Consider the following 17,392-nt stretch of genomic DNA (forward strand, 5'->3'; position numbering starts at 1 on the left):
GTTTAAACAACATTCAAAATCACCTATATAAAAAATAAGTATTTAGATTTTCTTCAGATATTGTAATTTGTATATTCTGATGTAAATATGTAAAAAAGATGAGTAATTGTTTGAAAAATACAGCAATAAAAAAGATGCTGGTATATTATTTTTAAGTCACTTTTAAAACAGTAAAAATAAGAGGAAATATGTCTAGCCAATTTTTAAACCTAATTAAAAAACGCCGTACTATTTATGCTATCGGCAAAAATGTAAAACAGTCACCAGAAGAATTAACTGAACTAATTGAAAATGCAGTTGAAATTAGCCCATCAGCTTTCAACTCACAAACTTCACGTGCGGTAATTTTGTTCGGTAAAGAACATCAGCATTATTGGGATATCGTTAAAGAAGTATTAAAACCTTTCGCAGCATCAGAGGATGCAGCACAAAAAACCAATGCTAAAATTGATAGTTTTGCCGCTGGTTTTGGTACTGTTTTGTTCTTTGAAGATCAGGATGTAGTTGAGAATTTACAAAATCAGTTTCCATTGTATGCTGACAACTTCCCGGTATGGTCAGAGCATTCAACAGGGATTGCTCAGTTTTCCGTATGGACAGCTTTGGCTGAACAGGGGTTAGGTGCATCTTTACAGCATTACAATCCTTTAGTAGATGAAAAAGTACACACAAAATGGAAAGTACCTACAAGCTGGAAGTTACGTGCGCAGTTGGTATTTGGCTCTATCGAAGCTCCAGCTGGTGAAAAAGAATTTATGGATCGTGACCACCGTTTTAAAGTATTTAAGTAATTGAATAAATAACGAATCATGTACAAAGGTGAATAGTCATATTCACCTTTTTTTGTTATTAATAATGCGGGATTTTTAATGTCGGAATATTTAATTAACTTATTTATTATTATTTCTAATAAATTAATTGAAAATGTCTGATAATTTCTCGGGAAAATACTTTAGGATTTCAAAAAATGTCAAATCAGTTTTTAGATTTAATTCACAATCGTCGTACTATCTATGCCATTGGCCGTAATACAAACGCTACCCCAGAACACTTAACTGATTTGATTCAGAATGCAATTCGCCAGAGTCCATCTTCTTTTAATTCTCAGTCTTCGCGAGCTGTTATTTTATTTAATGGTGAACATGCAAAATTTTGGGAAATAGTTAAAGAAAAATTAAAGTCTTATGCAAAAGATGAAATTGCTGCTGAGAAAACAGCCAAGAAAATGGATAGCTTTATCGCTGGTGTAGGTACTGTCTTATTCTTTGAAGATATGGAAGTTGTTAAAAAATTACAAGACCAGTTCCCATCATATGCAGACAATTTCCCGATATGGGCAGAACATTCGACAGCCATCGCTCAGTTTGCAACATGGTCAACTTTGCATGAAGAGGGCTTAGGAGCATCTTTACAACATTACAATCCTATTGTGGATGATCAAGTGCATAAAGAGTGGAATATCCCTGAAAGCTGGAAATTACGTGCTCAGCTTGTTTTTGGTTCTGTAGAAGCACCTGCTGCCGAGAAAACTTATATTCCTGACGAAAATCGTTTTAAAGTTTTTAAATAGTTAAATCATGCCCCCAGAAAAGACAGGGGGCATTTTAGATTAGAAATAATCTGCTTGCATGTTAAAGCATGTGTTATCAAACTCAGTCAGCAGTTTTGCCTGATGTTCGATTTCAGGAAGTTCCCAACGAATAAAGTAACGGGCTGCGTGGAGTTTTCCTGCCAGGAAATTTTGATCATCCTGATGTTGGGATTGTTCAAAATTTAAATATGCTTTATTGAGCATTTCCAACCATAGCCATGAAATTACAACTTTACCCATCATATCCAGATATAGCGCAGCGTTTGCCAAAGCCTGATCAACTTTAGCCTCAAAGATAGCATTACCTAATATCTTTGTCGTTTTTTGAGCAGTAGCTAGATGCTGGCTGAAAATCTGTGCTAATTCCTTGGCTTCAGGAACAGTGGTTTCATCCAGAGTTTTCTGGAAGCGTTGCATGAGCAATGCCAGACCTTTGCCATTATGTTGCCATAGTTTTCGACCTAATAAATCCAGAGACTGGATACCGAAAGTTCCCTCATGAATCGGGTTAAGTCGATTATCACGATAACATTGTTCTACAGGGTATTCGCGAGTGTATCCTGCACCACCTAAAACCTGAATGGCAAGGTCATTGGCTTTAGGACCGTAGGCGGATGGGAAAGATTTAACGATAGGTGTGATCAAATCAAGTAATATTTCGCTGTCCTGATTGGAACCTGCCTGATGTTCATCTATGAGACGAGCAGCAAATAGACACAGAGCCAGAGCACCTTCTACATATGCTTTTTGTGCGAGTAACATACGTTTAACATCACTATGCTGAATGATGTTGACAGGTTTACTGTTCGGATCTTTTTCAGATGGTAAACGTCCTTGTGGTCTGTTTTTAGCATATTCAAGTGATTCCAGATAGCCACGATAACCGATCATGGCAGCACCAAGCCCCACACCGACACGTGCTTCATTCATCATTTTAAACATGTATTTTAAACCGCTACCTGCTTCACCGATTAAAAAACCCTGACACTGATCATTTTCACCGAAACTGAGTACAGTTGAGGTCGTACCCCGATAGCCCATTTTGTGTAATAAACCCGCTAACTGAACATCATTTGTTTCTGCTATAGAGCCATCCTGATTGGTTTTAAACTTTGGAACGATAAAAAGCGAAATGCCTTTTACACCTTGAGGTGCATTTTGAATACGTGCCAGAACCAGATGGATAATGTTTTCTGTAATGTCCTGATCACCACCAGAGATAAACATTTTCTGACCTTTGATCAGATATGTTCCATCAGGCTGAGGAATGGCTCTGGTTTTCAAATCACCTAATGATGACCCAACATCTGGTTCAGTCAAAGCCATTGTTCCCGCAAACCTTCCACTTAACATATGTGGTAAAAAAGTTTGCTTGTTTTCGTCAGAAGCAAATGCATCGATGACATTTGCAGCAGCACTGGTCAGAAATGGATAAGCAACAGAAGCAGGATTTGCGGACATAAATAGTGCATTGCTTGCCATATTGATTAGGACAGGTAATTGCATTCCACCATTTTCATAGCTCTGTGTTGCACATAATAAACCAGCCTGAGAAAAATGCTTCCAGGCTTCTTTGACTTCAGGAATAGTTGTGACTTTTTGTCCATCAAATGTCGGCTCATGATGATCAGCTTTGGCATTGTGTGGGGCAAAATATTCAGATGCAATTTTATAAGATGTTTCTAAAATGCTATTAAAAGTGTTTTTATCGTGTTCATTATAACGGGAATATTGTGTCAACTCTTCAGCATTAAACAGCTGATAAAGCATAAAATTTAAGTCTTTATTATTGATGAGTACAGTCATACATGTTCCATTCGATAGCGATTTCAAATTTAGCTTAGCAGTTTGTTTAGGGTGCTTTAAATTGTCTATAATGACACTTATAGGGTTAAAAACGACAAATATACAGATGATAAAAGTTACTCTTGTTGGTTTTGATGGCGTTTTAGCGTCAGCTTTAACAGGTATTCTGGATCTGTTTTCTATGGCAGGCGTTAGCTGGAACAGGATTCAAAAACGTGAAATAGAACGTTTATTTCATGTCAATATAGCTAGTAAAAACGCTGGAGTTATTCAATGTATCAATGGTATGAGGATACAGTCGAATCTGGCATTTTGTGAGATTTACGATACTGACTTAGTGGTTATTCCGACCATTGGAGCAGATATACAAGATGTTTTAAACAATAATCCAGAGTTACTTGAGTTTATTCAGCATGCTCATCAAAACACATGGATGATTGCTGGGAATTGTACTGGAAATTTTATTCTGGCAGAGGCAGGAATATTAAACGGACGCTGTGCTACAACACACTGGGGGTTTCAGGATGATTTCAAAAAACGCTATCCTGAAGTATTGTTACATGCTGATCAACTGGTAACCCGTGACGAACATATCTATTGTGCGGGTGGTGGGATAGCATGGTTTGATTTAGGACTACACTTTATTGAACGTTTTTACGGGTTTGAGGTTGCCATAGAAACGGCTAAATCATTTGTTATTGACTATCGTAGAGAAAGTCAGTTGTCATATTCTTTACTAAAAATTGCTAAACCGCATCAGGATATCCTGATTCAGGATATACAAAACTGGATGAGCCTGAATTTTTCAGAAGAATTTAGTATAGATACTATTGCTGAAAAGTTTAACATAACACCCAGAACGTTAATTCGCCGCTTTAAGAATGCCTTGGATATAACACCAAATGTTTATATCCAGATTTTGCGTGTTGAAGCAGCTCAGAAGCAGTTAGAAGAAACCCAACATTCAATTGAACAAATCATGCAAGCTGTTGGTTATCATGATTTAAGCTCATTCAGACGCTTGTTTTTCAAAAAAACCGGCTTGACGCCGTTAGAATACAGAAAGAGATTTAGTCGTCGTTATTAGATTTAAATCGCCTAAGTAAGTTAAATGTTAACAATTTTGCGTTTTTGAGACGCATTTTTCCCATGCAGGGTAAAATAGAGAACGATACATAGAATGGCGATAAATCCACTGTAAAAATATAGATGACTATAACTCATATAATCCAGCAATTTTCCAATGAAGAAAGGACCAAAACCAAGACCTGCATCGAGAAAAATAAAGAACGTTGATGTTGCTAGCCCCATTCTTTCAACAGATGTACTTTTCACTGCAATTGTTTGACAGACAGACTGAATATTGCCAAAACCGAAACCTAGTAGGGCAGCGCACAAAAGCAACATGCCGGCATTATGAACCTGACTTAATAAGAATAGTGATGCTGCAAGGATAATTAAGGCTGGATACATAATAATATTTTCACCCTTTTTATCCAGTAAGCGACCAGTAAATGGTCGTGATACTAAAATTGCCAGTGAGTACATCAGAAAAAAGAATGTAGCAGCGCCCACTAGATCCAGTGATTTGGCATAAAAATGGACAAATGACAAAACCCCTGAATAACATATCGATGCAATGAATATTACTATCGCTATAGGCAGTGCTTTAGGCTCAATAAATTGAGCAATCCAATCTGTTTTTACTATATCTGGTTGGGGGTGTTTATCTTGTTGTGATGTAATAAATTCAGGAACTTTAAGGAAAAAACTGGTAATCAGACAACTTATTGCAATCGCAGTAGAAATGCTAAATATTGCTTCATAACCGACATTGAACATCAGCCAGATTCCAAGAAAAGGACCGATGGCAGTACCTAAAGTGCTGCTCATGCTATAATAACCGATACCTTCTCCACGTCGTGATGGCGGGAGAATCTGTGCAATGATTGTTCCTAGAACAGTTGATGCCATTCCCATCATGAAACCGTGGAAACAGCGCACAAAGAGTAAAAAACCAATTCCAAGATGAATAAAATACAATATTGAAAAAATCAGGAAACCGATTAACCCGACAATTAACGTAGTTTTTCGACCAAACTTGGTTAGAAATTTTCCAACCAGTAAGCGACCGATCAAAGTACCTACAATAAAAAGACCAGAAACTAAGCCAGCTTGAGCAGTACTTGCAGCCAGTTCCGATACGGCATAACCGACGATGACAACTACAAGTAAATAGAATATTAATACAAGTTGAAAATTTATCGCACTACATAGAATAAAATTCTGCGTCCATAGGCGAGCCTTGGAATTCATTTTACACCTGTTTTCATTAATAGTAGTTTCTGGACGACTAGTTCCATAGTCAATTGGCTTTGTGAGATTTGGTCTGGTTTTAATTCAGAAATAAGCAGCTGTTCAAATTCATCAATGAGAGATGAGCAGATTTGGTAAATTTGCATACCATGTTCAGATAAGCATAATTTTTTTTGTCGTTTATCCTGAGTTTCAAGCTGGGTTAAAAGTCCCAACTGATTCAAAGCTTGAATACGTTTTGTTATAGATGGCTTTGATACATTTAAATATTCTGCGATATCAAGGAAAGTACAATTTTGTTTAGAGTGTATGACAAATAAAACCTGCCATAGTGAATAGTTCAATTGAAAGGGCTCAAGGAGATGATTGATCTCGTCACTGATTAAGCGGGCACATCTTAAAATAGATGTCCGGAAGTGCGGTTTAGAAATAGACATAAGAGAATAATAGTTAACTAGGGTAACTAATTTATAGGAAATATACTCTTTTTTGAACTCTTATTCAACGTCAATAAAAGAGATATTTTTATTNATGAAGTATTTCTCAATAAATGCTTTCTTAATATGATTTAATCATCTATAGTGTTCATCATTAAAGTTGATTGAATCAATCGGATTTCACTCTCCGCATAGGTATAATCAATAAGTCGAAAAACTTTTGGGTTTGAGATATTTAATGCTAAGACGTAGTGGGTTGTTGCTTGCATTTGCAACAGTGCTTTTACAAATTTCGGTTTTTTTACAACCGCTTTTGCCAGTGCAGTATCAAATTGCTCCGGTTTGTGAAACTATCACTCACGCTATTTTTAATCCTCATCACTCTGAAGTTCATCACCAACCAAGTTTTGTCTATCATTATTTAAATCAAGATCACTTTGAAAATAATGGACATAGCCATCATCACGACTTAAATCATCATTGCCAGTATTGTACAGTTTACGGCAATCTGGTTTTACCTCCTGAGTTCGGTGTTAAAGAAATCTTGATACGCATTCAGATTCGGTTGCTGGCATTTGTTGAATCATTCAAACATGTCTATTTCGAGTTACAGCGACTCTTTTTAATTCCTCAGGGAAGAGCTCCACCATTTTCTACATCATTTTCATTTGTTTGATTCATCAAACTAAATTTAATTAATGTAGAGATCATGACATGTTTTTATTTCTTATTTCTAACTTTGTTAGAAACAGACAGCCTATTGCTTTATTAAGTTATTCTGAAAAACTGTGGGCATGTAAGCAAATTATTTACCAAGTAATCCAATTTATTTTTTTAGTTATCATTCAGCAGTTCACAGTAAAAAGCTTACATGATTCGCTCAATCACCCAAATATGTTAGAACTGGAGGTGGTGCTATGACTTTAGGACTGACTGCTCTGGAATTGGCTAGGGTACAATTTGCATTTACTGTTTCTTTTCATATTATTTTCCCTGCAATTTCTATTGGTCTGGCAGGTTTCTTAGCTGTTCTGGAATGGCGCTGGTTAAAAACCAAAAACCCTGTATATCAGGATTTATTTAAATTCTGGGTCAAAATCTTTGCTGTAGCTTTTGGTATGGGCGTCGTTTCTGGTGTGGTGATGAGCTATCAGTTTGGTACAAACTGGAGTGAATTTTCTCGTATCGCTGGTAGTGTAACAGGTCCTTTATTGGCTTATGAAGTATTAAGTGCTTTCTTTCTGGAAGCAGGTTTTCTAGGAATTATGCTATTCGGATGGGGGCGTGTTGGACCACGCGCACATTTTTTTGCAACGCTAATGGTCGCTATCGGAACATGTATTTCCATGTTCTGGATTTTGTCCTCAAATAGCTGGATGCAAACGCCACAAGGTTTTAGCATTGAAAATGGGATCATTGTTCCTCAGGACTGGCTTGCAATTGTTTTTAATCCATCATTTCCTTATCGTTTAGCACATATGGCTGCAGCTGCATTTTTAGTTGCGGCGTTGCTTGTTGCCTCTGCATCTGCTTGGCATTTGTTGAAAGGCCGCCGTGATGCTCTAGTAAAGAAATCATTTTCAATGGCGTTGTGGCTGATCTTGGTACTTGCTCCATTGCAAGTTTTGATCGGCGATAATCATGGACTGAATACTTTAAAACATCAACCTGCAAAATTGGCAGCAATAGAAGGTCACTGGGAAACCAACAAAAATGAAGCGATGCCTTTATATCTCTTCGGTATTCCTGATATGCAAGAAGAGCGTACTAAATATGCTGTAGGTATTCCATATTTAGGTAGTTTGATCATGACGCATACTTTAGAGGGTGAAGTCAAAGGGCTCAAAGAATTTGCACCAGAAGATCGTCCTAATTCACTTGTAGTGTTCTGGAGTTTCCGCATCATGGTGGCGATGGGCATGCTTATGCTTTTACTCGCGGTTGTCGGTTTATGGCTTCGAAAAACAGGTAAATTTTATGAAAGCCAGTGGTTTCACCGTTTTGCATTCCTGATGGGACCTTCTGGTTTTATTGCATTACTCGCAGGCTGGTTTACAACTGAGGTGGGGCGTCAACCCTGGGTTGTCTATAATGTTCTAAGAACAAAGGATGCGCTGTCATCTGTATCAGCTTCTCAAGTCGGACTGACCTTATTAATCTTCGTCGTGGTCTACTGTATTGTATTTGGGATCGGCATTTATTACATGCTGAAACTCATGCATAAAGGTCCTGAATTTATTCATGCAGATCCTGTTGAACATGGTGGAGTCCAACATATTGAAACCCCGATGCGTCCTATGAGTGCTGTCGAAGATAGCCTGGATGAACAAGACGATCAACAGGAGAAACGCCATGATTGATTTATCTTTGATCTGGATTGCTATTATTGGTTTTGGTGTATTGGTCTATGTCGTTCTAGATGGTTTTGATCTTGGTATTGGAATTTTATTTCCATTTGTAAAAGATTCACGTGAACGAGATGTAATGATGAATACTGTTGCACCTGTGTGGGATGGCAACGAAACCTGGATGGTACTCGGTGGGGCTGGGCTTTTTGCTGCATTTCCTCTGGTATATGCCACTGTGCTTTCAGCTTTATATATGCCGATTATTTTAATGCTGGTTGCACTTATTTTTAGGGGGGTGGCATTTGAATTTCGTTTTAAGGCAAATCGTACAAGGCATTTGTGGGATAAAGCCTTTATCTGTGGTTCTATATGTGCGAGTTTTTTCCAAGGTGTTATCTTAGGTGCCTATATTCAGGGGATCAAAACAGTTAATGGTGTCTATGCTGGTGGTGGATTAGATTGGTTAACTCCTTTTTCTGTTTTTACAGGTGTCGGTGTTGTTGTTTTATATGCGGCCTTAGGTTGTGGTTGGTTGATATTTAAAACAGACCATGAATTACAGCAGCAAATGTATCGTTTAATGTCTAAGCTGATTATTGCGGTATTTATCATATTCGGTTTGGTCAGTCTATATACACCATTCGCTCATCCAGAAATTGCAAATCGATGGTTTAGTCAACCACAATTGACATATTTTCTACCCGTACCAATTTTGGTTGTGATATTTACCATATTGGCATTACGTGCATGTAAGTTACAAAAAGAACTTAGCCCATTTATTTACACTTTAGGTTTAGTATTTTTAGCCTATACAGGCTTTATTATTAGCTTGTGGCCATATGTTATTCCACCATCAATCACTATTTGGGATGCCGCTGCTCCAGCAAATAGCCAATTATTTGCTTTAATTGGTGCATTGATATTAATCCCGATCATTCTCATGTATACCGCTTTTTCTTATTGGATTTTTAAAGATAAAGTTCGTATAGGTGATGAAGGTTACCACTAGGAGACAATATGAAACTTTCACAAACTGGATGGTTCATTGTTCTATGGCTAGGTGGTTTTTTCGCATTAGCCATTATTGCGGGACTGTTTAGGTTATTTATTCAATTCGCATATCAGTAAAGTAATTTAATCTAGAAAAGGTCTGTAATATCAGACCTTTTTTGTTTTCCCTGTCAGCGCTTTAGTATGCCAAATATACTTAAACGCACAGTAGTATTATTGTGGACAGTAAAGTTGATAGGCTATAGGTATTCTATATTGAAAGTAGCTTGTAACCAGTTCACAAAATGAAAGCTACTATACAACAATGAAACAATGGTTTAACTGGAACCTTTATCATCGTTTTCTTGGTGATGATGGTTTTGATTATCGTTATGCCATGAAATCAATAAAAATTCCTGTGTATTCGATTGCGTCCATTACTGATCATGTTATTACGCAGCAGAAGCATGCCAAGATTTTTTAGAACAATTCAAAAATAGCCTAAGTAGATTTGAATGTTATTCTATAAAAACGGTAACCTTGAAAATTATAATCATAGTCGTATTTTTCAGTCACAAAATGCAAAAAAGAAATCTGGCACAAAGTCATAACATGGCTAAATCTTTATTAAATTAAGAAGGTCAGTCTCTGACCCTCTTAAAAAGTACATCTATTAATGTGTATTCTCAACCTCAATCTCATTACGATCTGTAGACAATATTTCATGATCAGTTTACTGTAGAGTTTTTCCCGCTATTTCATTTGTTTGTTCGAGCTGTTGCAGTATCGGTAGCTGATTTTGCATGGAGATTGCCCAAGTCATAATACCGCCATAAGCAAGGATAAATATTGCCAACAGCACAGCGTACAATATCCCCAATATCTTTTCAGTTTGTTCGGTTGGGCGTGGAGCACCATAATCATTTGAACCTTCGGTACCTTTTGCTACAAATACATAGATCGCAAAAATGATATTAATCAGTGGTACGAGATAGAGTAGCCATAACCAACCACTTTTGTTCAGGTCATGTAATCGTCTAATCGTAATGCAAATAGAAATAATGCTAAAAACGATGATAACAAACACAAATAATAAAGTAGCAAATATGCCTAGCCCAGTAGAAGTGAAGTAATGGACAAGATATCAAATCCAGCTCCTGAAGCGATTAAGGAAACACTTGCTATACCAATAACTATTAATAGCGCAAATGAATAAATCATACTAGTGATAAACATCCAGGCTAGATATGAGAGCCTGCTAAAACGACCTTTTGGAGAAAATGGATTATCTTGAGTTTGAATATTTTGATTTTCGAAGGGAGTCATTATAAAACCTGTTTTTTTGATCTTTATTTTGTTAAAAAATGCTTTTTACAAAGCAGCGCTATTTAAGCAAAAGAAAAAAAGATACACAAGTTCAGTATGAAAAAGGGTTTAAGCAAATATCTTTTCAATCTCAGATCTTAAAAATTTATGTCGCGCGTTTTCTTGTAAATCTCTATGCCAATACATACCAAGATTAATGTATTGCTTTTTTACAGGTAATTCATATGTCTGAATATTTTTAGGCAAATGCAAATGTGAAAGAATCTGCTTGGGAATGGTTAATATTGCCTGATCATTTTGTTCTAGAACCTGTATGGCTGTAGAGTAGTGCTGACACCGAAGAAAAATTTGTCTTGAAACATCTTTTTTTGATAGATAGAGATCTTCAAGTAAAATTCCTGTACGTCGAGAAGAAACACCAATATGTGGTGAATGATAATATTTTTCAGGGTTTAAGTTTTTTTGTTGAGTGCAAAAAACAAAATAGTCTTGTACTAAACGATTAAAAACCAGCTTTTCACTCACGTTCTGTTCTAAATCAATAACAAAATCAATTTGCTGTGAAGCAAGTTCCGCAACAATATTTTTACGATCAAGTTTACTGCTTAGATACTGAATTTCCAGATTTAGATCCTGAAAGTGGTGAATGAGTTTTGGAAAAATTATGGGTTCGATTTCATCATGCACAGCAATTTTAATGGTTTGTACCATGCTAGGATCGAATTTATTTTTTTGAATCGAAATACTTTGAATTGAGTAAAGTGCTTGTTTGATTGGTTGATATATTTGTTCTGCAAACGGTGTAGGTAACATTTTACTGCCAGCCCGAACAAATAAATCATCATCTAAATGTGTCCGTAAACGATGCAGAGCATGACTTGCTGCCGATTGGGTAATCGATAAAATCTGGGCAGCCCTGGAAATACTTTGTTGTTCAAAAATAGCAATAAAAAGCGGATATAAATTGATATCAATTTTATGAAAAACTGATAAATCGATCGTTGCCTTATTATGAATAGTATTCATAGATATATATTTAATTAAATCATTTGGTTCATAATACTTTTCAGGTTAATGTGTTGTAAAGATCAACCCAATGAATTGAATAAAATATTAAGGATAAAGTGATGTTCCAACTCTCAGAGCATGCTCAAGATTTTATTGAGCGTACTAAAGCTTTTATAAAAAATGAAATTGAACCAGTAGAGAATGAGTTTTGGCATGATGTTCATCATTTAAACACAGATGGTGACTGGACTAAATGGCAATGGCCTGAGCAACTTGAAGTATTAAAAGATAAAGCAAAACAAGCAGGGCTCTGGAACATGTTTTTACCCGATCCTGTTTTAGGTCAGGGGCTTTCAGTTCAGGAATATGCACATATTGCTGAAATTTCAGGTCGTAGTTTACTTGCCCCAACAGTTTTTAACTGCAATGCTCCAGACAGTGGAAATATGGAAGTGATCTGGCGTTATGGTACTGAACAACAAAAACAACAATGGTTAATGCCACTTTTGGCAGGGAAAATCCGTTCGGTATTTTGTATGACTGAGCCTGATGTCGCATCAAGTGACGCGACAAATATGCAAGCTACAGCAGTTGTTGATGGTGATGAAATTGTATTGAATGGGCGTAAATGGTGGTCTTCAGGTTTAGGTGATCCAAATGCAAAAATCATCATATTCATGGCACATACACCTGATGAAACAAAAGATCGCCATCATCAGCATTCTATGGTTTTAGTTCCAGTTGATACCAAAGGTGTCAACATTGAAAGAATGTTACCTGTTTTTGGTGATTATGATGCGCCACATGGTCACGGCGAAATTAGTTTCGAAAATGTCAGAGTTCCTGTTGCGAATTTTATAGGTGGTGCAGGACAAGGATTTGAAATTGCCCAAGGGCGTTTAGGACCTGGTCGTATACATCATTGTATGCGTTGTATTGGTGCTGCGGAAAAAGCACTTGAATTGATGATTGATAGAGGGATGAGTCGTACAGCTTTTGGTAAGGAAATATTAAAATTAGGTGGAAATCTGGAACGTGTCGCTGATGCACGTGTGGCAATCGATCAAGCCAGACTTTTAACCTTGTACGCAGCGCATAAAATGGATACCTTAGGAAATATGGCAGCGCTAACAGAAATTTCAGCCATTAAGGTGATTGCACCATCTGTGCTGGAAAAAGTTGTGGATATGGCGATGCAAATTCACGGTGGAGCAGGTCTGTCAAAAGATACACCATTGACAGGATTTTTTGCTCAGGCAAGAAGTCTTCGTCTGGCAGATGGGCCCGATGAAGTACATAAAGGAATGATTGCCAAACTTGAGTTAAAAAAACGTGGTTATGGCTCACGTAAAAAGTAATATAGATTGATGAAGATAAAACTTTAGTGCATGAGAAAAATTATGTCTGTGATTGATGTGGGTGGTGAAGTTCGAGAAGGTGAAGAGCTCGATATACAAGCAGTTGAGAACTGGTTGAAGTCGCAAGATATTGAATTGCAAGGTCAGGTTGAAGTCACACAATATACAGGTGGTGTGTCTAACTGGACCTATCGTTTAAAGTACGATAATGCTGATTTGATTTTAAGACGTCCACCAAAAGGAACTAAAGCAAAATCAGCACATGATATGGTACGTGAATATTCAGTACAAAAAGAACTAGCAGCTTATTATCCTGTTGTTCCTGAACTGGTTGCTCTTTGTCAGGATCAATCCGTAATCGGTTGTGATTTCTATATCATGAAACGCATAGAAGGGATCATTCCACGTGCCAAATTGCCACCTGAGCTTGAGTTTGGTGAGGAGCAGGTACATCAATTATGTATAAATGTGCTTGATAAGCTAATTGAGTTACATCAAGTTCCTTATCAAGGAACAGCATTAGAGCAATTAGGTAAAGGAGAAGGTTACTGCCGACGACAAGTTGAAGGTTGGGATCAGCGTTATGAAAAAGCACATACCATTAATGTCCCAAGTTTTAAATATATTCGGCACTGGTTGCTGGATAATATTCCTGAAGATTCAACAAGTTGTTTGATTCATAATGACTGGCGCTTTGATAATGTGATTCTTGATCCAAAACATCCAACCGAAGTTATTGGTGTACTGGACTGGGAAATGGCAACCATTGGTGACCCATTAATGGATTTGGGGTCAGCTTTAGCCTATTGGGTCGAAGATACAGACAATATGATTTTTAAGTCCACACGACGTCAGCCTACAAATTTGAAGGGTATGTTCACACGTAAAGAGGTCGTTGATTATTACTTGGAAAAGACAGGGCTAAATCCTGAAAACTGGACATTTTACGAAGTCTTTGGCATTTTCCGGTTAGCTGTGATTGCTCAACAAATCTATTATCGTTATTACCACAAACAAACTCGAAATCCAGCATATAAAGACTTCTGGATTGTTATACATGCACTGCATATTCGGGCACTAAAATTGATTGGCGTACAAAAACTGGAAGCGAATGAGTTGGCACATGAGTTTATTGCCAAATTTAAGGAGCTATTGCCAAAATGACAACTATTTATCTTGTCCGTCACGGTCAAGCTTCTTTCGGTGCAGAAAGTTATGACAAACTTTCCCCAAACGGTGAGTTACAAGCCAGGATTTTAGGACGGTTTTTTCAAAAAATTTTAAAGGATGAGCCTGTTGTTATAGCGGGCTCTATGCAGCGTCATCAACAAACTGCACATCTGGCAATGAATGAATGTTTTCCGGATACTCAGGTTTTGACGAATAATGCATGGAATGAATTTAATCATCAGCAGGTATTTGCCCAATATGAACCGCGTTTTGAGCAACCAGAGTTGCTAAAACAGGAAGTCGCCAAAGAAAAAAGCCCTAGAGCATATCTGGCAAAAATATTTGAAGGTGCAATAGAACGCTGGACTGGTGGTGATTATCATCATGAATATGATGAATCATGGCCGCATTTTAAAAATCGTGTAGAAACGGCGATGCAAAATTTGTGTGATGAATTGGCAAAGACTCAGCCAAGATATGCGGTTGTTTTTACTTCTGGCGGGGTAATTTCTGTAGCAGTCGGAAAAATTCTGGAACTGAGTATTAACAGGACATTTGCATTGAACTGGTCGATTGCCAACACGAGTATGACTACACTGCGACTGGTAGGTAATCAGCCACAACTTTTAAGTCTGAATGAACATCATTTTATTAAAGAAGTTCAACCAGATTTACTTACTTGGATATAAATGGAATAAACCATGTCAAAAACAATTTTAATTACTGGGGCAAGTTCGGGTATTGGTGCAGGTATGGCACGTGAATTTGCAGCTAAAGGTTATAATTTGGCAATCTGTGCGCGTCGTTTAGAACGTTTAGAAACGCTGAAGCAGGAACTTGAAGCAAAACATGCTATTCGTATTATTGCCAAAGTTCTGGATGTAACCAACTATGATCAGGTATTTCAGGTATTTCGTGAATTTAAAGCGGAATTTGGCACGATAGATCGTATTATCGTTAATGCTGGTGTAGGTGATGGTCGTAGAATTGGAAAAGGAAATTTTGCAGTAAATAAAGCTACTGTGGAAACGAATTTTATTTCTGCTTTGGCTCAGTGTGAGGCAGCAGTTGAAATTTTCCGTGAACAAAATTCTGGACATTTGGTGATGATTTCATCCATGAGTGCAATCCGTGGCATGCCAAAGCACCTGACAGCTTATGGTGCGAGTAAGGCTGGGGTGGCACACCTTGCTGAAGGGATTCGTGCTGAACTCATAGATACTCCGATTAAAGTAACAACAATTTTCCCTGGATATATACGTACAGAAATCAATGAAGGTGCGAAAAAGCTACCTTTTGAAATTGATGAAAAGACAGGTTCACATTTGTTGGTCAAGGCAATTGAAAAAGAGCCTGTGAAAGCTTATGTTCCTGAGTGGCCATGGTTGCCATTAAGTATAGCAATGAAAATATTACCATTAAAACTGGTGAATAAATTAGGCTAGCTTTAGCAATAATTTTAAAAAGCACAAGTCAATGTGGCAAAAATTGGCTTGTGCTTTTAATATAAATTCGGGCTTATAGACCGATTTATCTGTTTCAGCCATTCCTTTGAAATGCTAAGTTGTATAAATATCAAGTTATTATATGGTTGCTTCCTGGATCATGTGCCGAGAGATAATGATTTGTTGAATCTGGGTTGTTCCTTCATAAATGCGAAACAGTCGAACATCACGATAAAAATGTTCTATTGAATATTCATTAATGTAACCTGCACCACCATGAATTTGTACACAGCGATCAGCAACTTTGCCACACATTTCAGTGGCAAACATTTTTGCACAAGATGATTCTAATGTGACATCTTTCCCTTCATCTCGCTTGCGTGCAGCATCTAATACCATACATTTTGCAGCATAAATTTCAGCTTTTGAATCTGCAAGCATAGCCTGAATGAGCTGAAAATTTGCTATGGGTTGAGCAAATTGTTTACGTTCACATGCATACTTCAAAGCATCATTAAGCATACGTTCTGCGATGCCAACACTGAATGCTGCTATACCTAGCCGACCTTTATCTAGAACCTTCATGGCTGTTATAAAACCAGCACCTTCTTCACCAATAAGCTGGTCTTTGTGAACTTTACAATTATCAAAAATAACATCACAGGTATAAGTACCTTTTTGCCCCATTTTTTTATCGATTTTACCAAGACTAATACCAGCCGTCTCACTTTCTACCAAGAAAGCAGAAATGCCACGTGCACCTTTAATTTCTGGGTTTGTACGTGCCATGACAGTAAATGTTGCTGCACGAGGGGCATTGGTAATAAAACGTTTTGTACCATTTAGAATATAATAATCACCATCTTTTCTCGCAGTGGTTTTCAATGAGGCTGCATCTGAACCAGATTCGGCTTCAGTGAGACAAAATGATCCAATGTATTCACCACTGGCAAGCTTTGGTAAATATTTTTGTTTTTGTTGATCGGAGCCATCAAGAATAATACCGGATGAACCAATACCAGTGTTGGTACTAAACACAGAGCGAAAAGCAGGTGATGTCCCACCCAACTCGAAGTTAACTAAAACCTCTTCCTCCATTGTCAATCCCAGACCACCATATTCTTCAGATATAGATAGTCCAAAGAGACCAAGTTCACGCATATGCTGGATAACATTTTCAGGAACTGTTTCGGTTTCTTCTACTTGCTGTTCAATTGGAACCAGCTCTTTTTGTACGAAGTGGCGTACTGTATCTAATAATTGTTCCAATATTTCCTGATCTCTAATCATTTTCGCTCCTTGTTATATAATGATTCATTATTTAAATTATTTAGAACCAAGTTTCGCTATACGAAATATAAATAGTGTATTTTGGAAAAAATAGCAAGGTTTACTGGTTAGAAAGTATCAATTTTTACTTCAATGAATATAAATCTGAAGTTATTTTTGAATAGCACTGTGAGCCTGGAAAGATTCCTAACATATTGATCATGTGTCTATTTTTGAGAACTCTACGAACAGGAGTCTTGAAGATCCTCAATCTATTTTGTTCTATACTTTATTGTGTTTTAAGTAAAAGTAATACATAAGTTAACAA

The 17,392-nt window shown here is 37.2% G+C and carries 18 protein-coding genes; 12 read left to right on the plus strand and 6 right to left on the minus strand.

Annotation, left to right across the window (positions count from 1 at the left end):
• Positions 1-188: 188 nt before the first annotated feature.
• Positions 189-791, plus strand: coding sequence for a nitroreductase family protein (locus KPC_RS09280; protein ID WP_121974097.1), 603 nt, complete (start codon positions 189-191; stop codon positions 789-791).
• Positions 792-967: 176 nt separating this feature from the next.
• Positions 968-1,570, plus strand: a complete 603-nt coding sequence (locus KPC_RS09285) for a nitroreductase family protein (RefSeq protein ID WP_121974098.1) — start codon at positions 968-970, stop codon at positions 1,568-1,570.
• Positions 1,571-1,609: 39 nt separating this feature from the next.
• Here the strand turns inward: KPC_RS09285 and KPC_RS09290 are convergent, their stop codons facing one another.
• Positions 1,610-3,397: an acyl-CoA dehydrogenase gene (locus tag KPC_RS09290; RefSeq protein ID WP_121974099.1), complete on the minus strand. Its 1,788-nt coding sequence runs from the start codon at positions 3,395-3,397 to the stop codon at positions 1,610-1,612.
• A 106-nt stretch (positions 3,398-3,503) separates the two neighbouring features.
• Here KPC_RS09290 and KPC_RS09295 point away from each other — a divergent pair, with 106 nt between their 5' ends.
• Positions 3,504-4,484 (plus strand): GlxA family transcriptional regulator, encoded by a 981-nt coding sequence (locus KPC_RS09295; protein WP_121974113.1) that lies wholly within the window; start codon positions 3,504-3,506, stop codon positions 4,482-4,484.
• A gap of 20 nt (positions 4,485-4,504) precedes the next feature.
• On the opposite strand, the gene KPC_RS09300 is transcribed toward KPC_RS09295, so the two are convergent.
• Both KPC_RS09300 and KPC_RS09305 read right to left on the minus strand, forming a co-directional pair.
• On the minus strand, positions 4,505-5,713 hold the full coding sequence (locus tag KPC_RS09300) for an MFS transporter (protein WP_121974100.1): 1,209 nt from the start codon (positions 5,711-5,713) through the stop codon (positions 4,505-4,507).
• The gene (locus KPC_RS09305; protein ID WP_121974101.1) at positions 5,710-6,150 is read right to left on the minus strand and encodes a MarR family winged helix-turn-helix transcriptional regulator; all 441 of its coding nucleotides are present in this window, start codon (positions 6,148-6,150) and stop codon (positions 5,710-5,712) included. The genes KPC_RS09300 and KPC_RS09305 overlap by 4 nt, the downstream gene beginning before the upstream one ends.
• 238 nt (positions 6,151-6,388) lie before the next feature.
• Between KPC_RS09305 and KPC_RS09310 the strand changes: the two genes are divergently transcribed.
• The 5 genes from KPC_RS09310 to KPC_RS20365 all read left to right on the plus strand — a co-directional run bounded on the left by KPC_RS09310 (position 6,389) and on the right by KPC_RS20365 (position 9,972).
• The gene (locus KPC_RS09310) at positions 6,389-6,826 is read left to right on the plus strand and encodes a DUF2946 domain-containing protein (protein WP_121974102.1); all 438 of its coding nucleotides are present in this window, start codon (positions 6,389-6,391) and stop codon (positions 6,824-6,826) included.
• A 241-nt stretch (positions 6,827-7,067) separates the two neighbouring features.
• Positions 7,068-8,510, plus strand: coding sequence for a cytochrome ubiquinol oxidase subunit I (locus KPC_RS09320; protein ID WP_121974104.1), 1,443 nt, complete (start codon positions 7,068-7,070; stop codon positions 8,508-8,510).
• On the plus strand, positions 8,503-9,507 hold the full coding sequence (cydB, locus tag KPC_RS09325) for a cytochrome d ubiquinol oxidase subunit II (protein ID WP_121974105.1): 1,005 nt from the start codon (positions 8,503-8,505) through the stop codon (positions 9,505-9,507). Before KPC_RS09320 ends, cydB begins: the two co-directional genes overlap by 8 nt.
• A gap of 8 nt (positions 9,508-9,515) precedes the next feature.
• Positions 9,516-9,626, plus strand: coding sequence for a DUF2474 family protein (locus KPC_RS09330; RefSeq protein ID WP_121974106.1), 111 nt, complete (start codon positions 9,516-9,518; stop codon positions 9,624-9,626).
• Positions 9,627-9,813: 187 nt separating this feature from the next.
• The gene (locus KPC_RS20365) at positions 9,814-9,972 is read left to right on the plus strand and encodes a hypothetical protein (RefSeq protein ID WP_171334457.1); all 159 of its coding nucleotides are present in this window, start codon (positions 9,814-9,816) and stop codon (positions 9,970-9,972) included.
• A 249-nt stretch (positions 9,973-10,221) separates the two neighbouring features.
• On the opposite strand, the gene KPC_RS20765 is transcribed toward KPC_RS20365, so the two are convergent.
• Together KPC_RS20765 and KPC_RS09340 are read right to left on the minus strand one after the other, a co-directional pair.
• Positions 10,222-10,575, minus strand: coding sequence for a DUF805 domain-containing protein (locus KPC_RS20765; RefSeq protein WP_265735827.1), 354 nt, complete (start codon positions 10,573-10,575; stop codon positions 10,222-10,224).
• Positions 10,576-10,922: 347 nt separating this feature from the next.
• Entirely contained in the window at positions 10,923-11,840 is a 918-nt protein-coding gene (locus KPC_RS09340) for a LysR family transcriptional regulator (protein WP_121974107.1), read from the minus strand.
• A 101-nt stretch (positions 11,841-11,941) separates the two neighbouring features.
• On the opposite strand from KPC_RS09340, the gene KPC_RS09345 reads away from it, so the two are divergent.
• From KPC_RS09345 to KPC_RS09360, 4 genes are read left to right on the plus strand one after another with little or no spacing between them, the layout of a single operon-like run.
• Entirely contained in the window at positions 11,942-13,180 is a 1,239-nt protein-coding gene (locus KPC_RS09345) for an acyl-CoA dehydrogenase family protein (protein ID WP_121974108.1), read from the plus strand.
• A gap of 42 nt (positions 13,181-13,222) precedes the next feature.
• Entirely contained in the window at positions 13,223-14,344 is a 1,122-nt protein-coding gene (locus KPC_RS09350) for a phosphotransferase family protein (protein WP_121974109.1), read from the plus strand.
• Complete coding sequence (locus KPC_RS09355) at positions 14,341-15,039, plus strand: histidine phosphatase family protein (RefSeq protein ID WP_121974110.1); 699 nt, start codon at positions 14,341-14,343, stop codon at positions 15,037-15,039. The genes KPC_RS09350 and KPC_RS09355 overlap by 4 nt, the downstream gene beginning before the upstream one ends.
• 12 nt (positions 15,040-15,051) lie before the next feature.
• Positions 15,052-15,795: an SDR family oxidoreductase gene (locus KPC_RS09360; protein ID WP_121974111.1), complete on the plus strand. Its 744-nt coding sequence runs from the start codon at positions 15,052-15,054 to the stop codon at positions 15,793-15,795.
• 138 nt (positions 15,796-15,933) lie between these two features.
• Here KPC_RS09360 and KPC_RS09365 read toward each other — a convergent pair whose 3' ends face one another.
• Positions 15,934-17,085: an acyl-CoA dehydrogenase family protein gene (locus KPC_RS09365; RefSeq protein WP_121974112.1), complete on the minus strand. Its 1,152-nt coding sequence runs from the start codon at positions 17,083-17,085 to the stop codon at positions 15,934-15,936.
• Positions 17,086-17,392: the final 307 nt, after the last annotated feature.

The organism is Acinetobacter stercoris (assembly GCF_900323515.1).
Classification (GTDB): domain Bacteria; phylum Pseudomonadota; class Gammaproteobacteria; order Pseudomonadales; family Moraxellaceae; genus Acinetobacter; species Acinetobacter stercoris.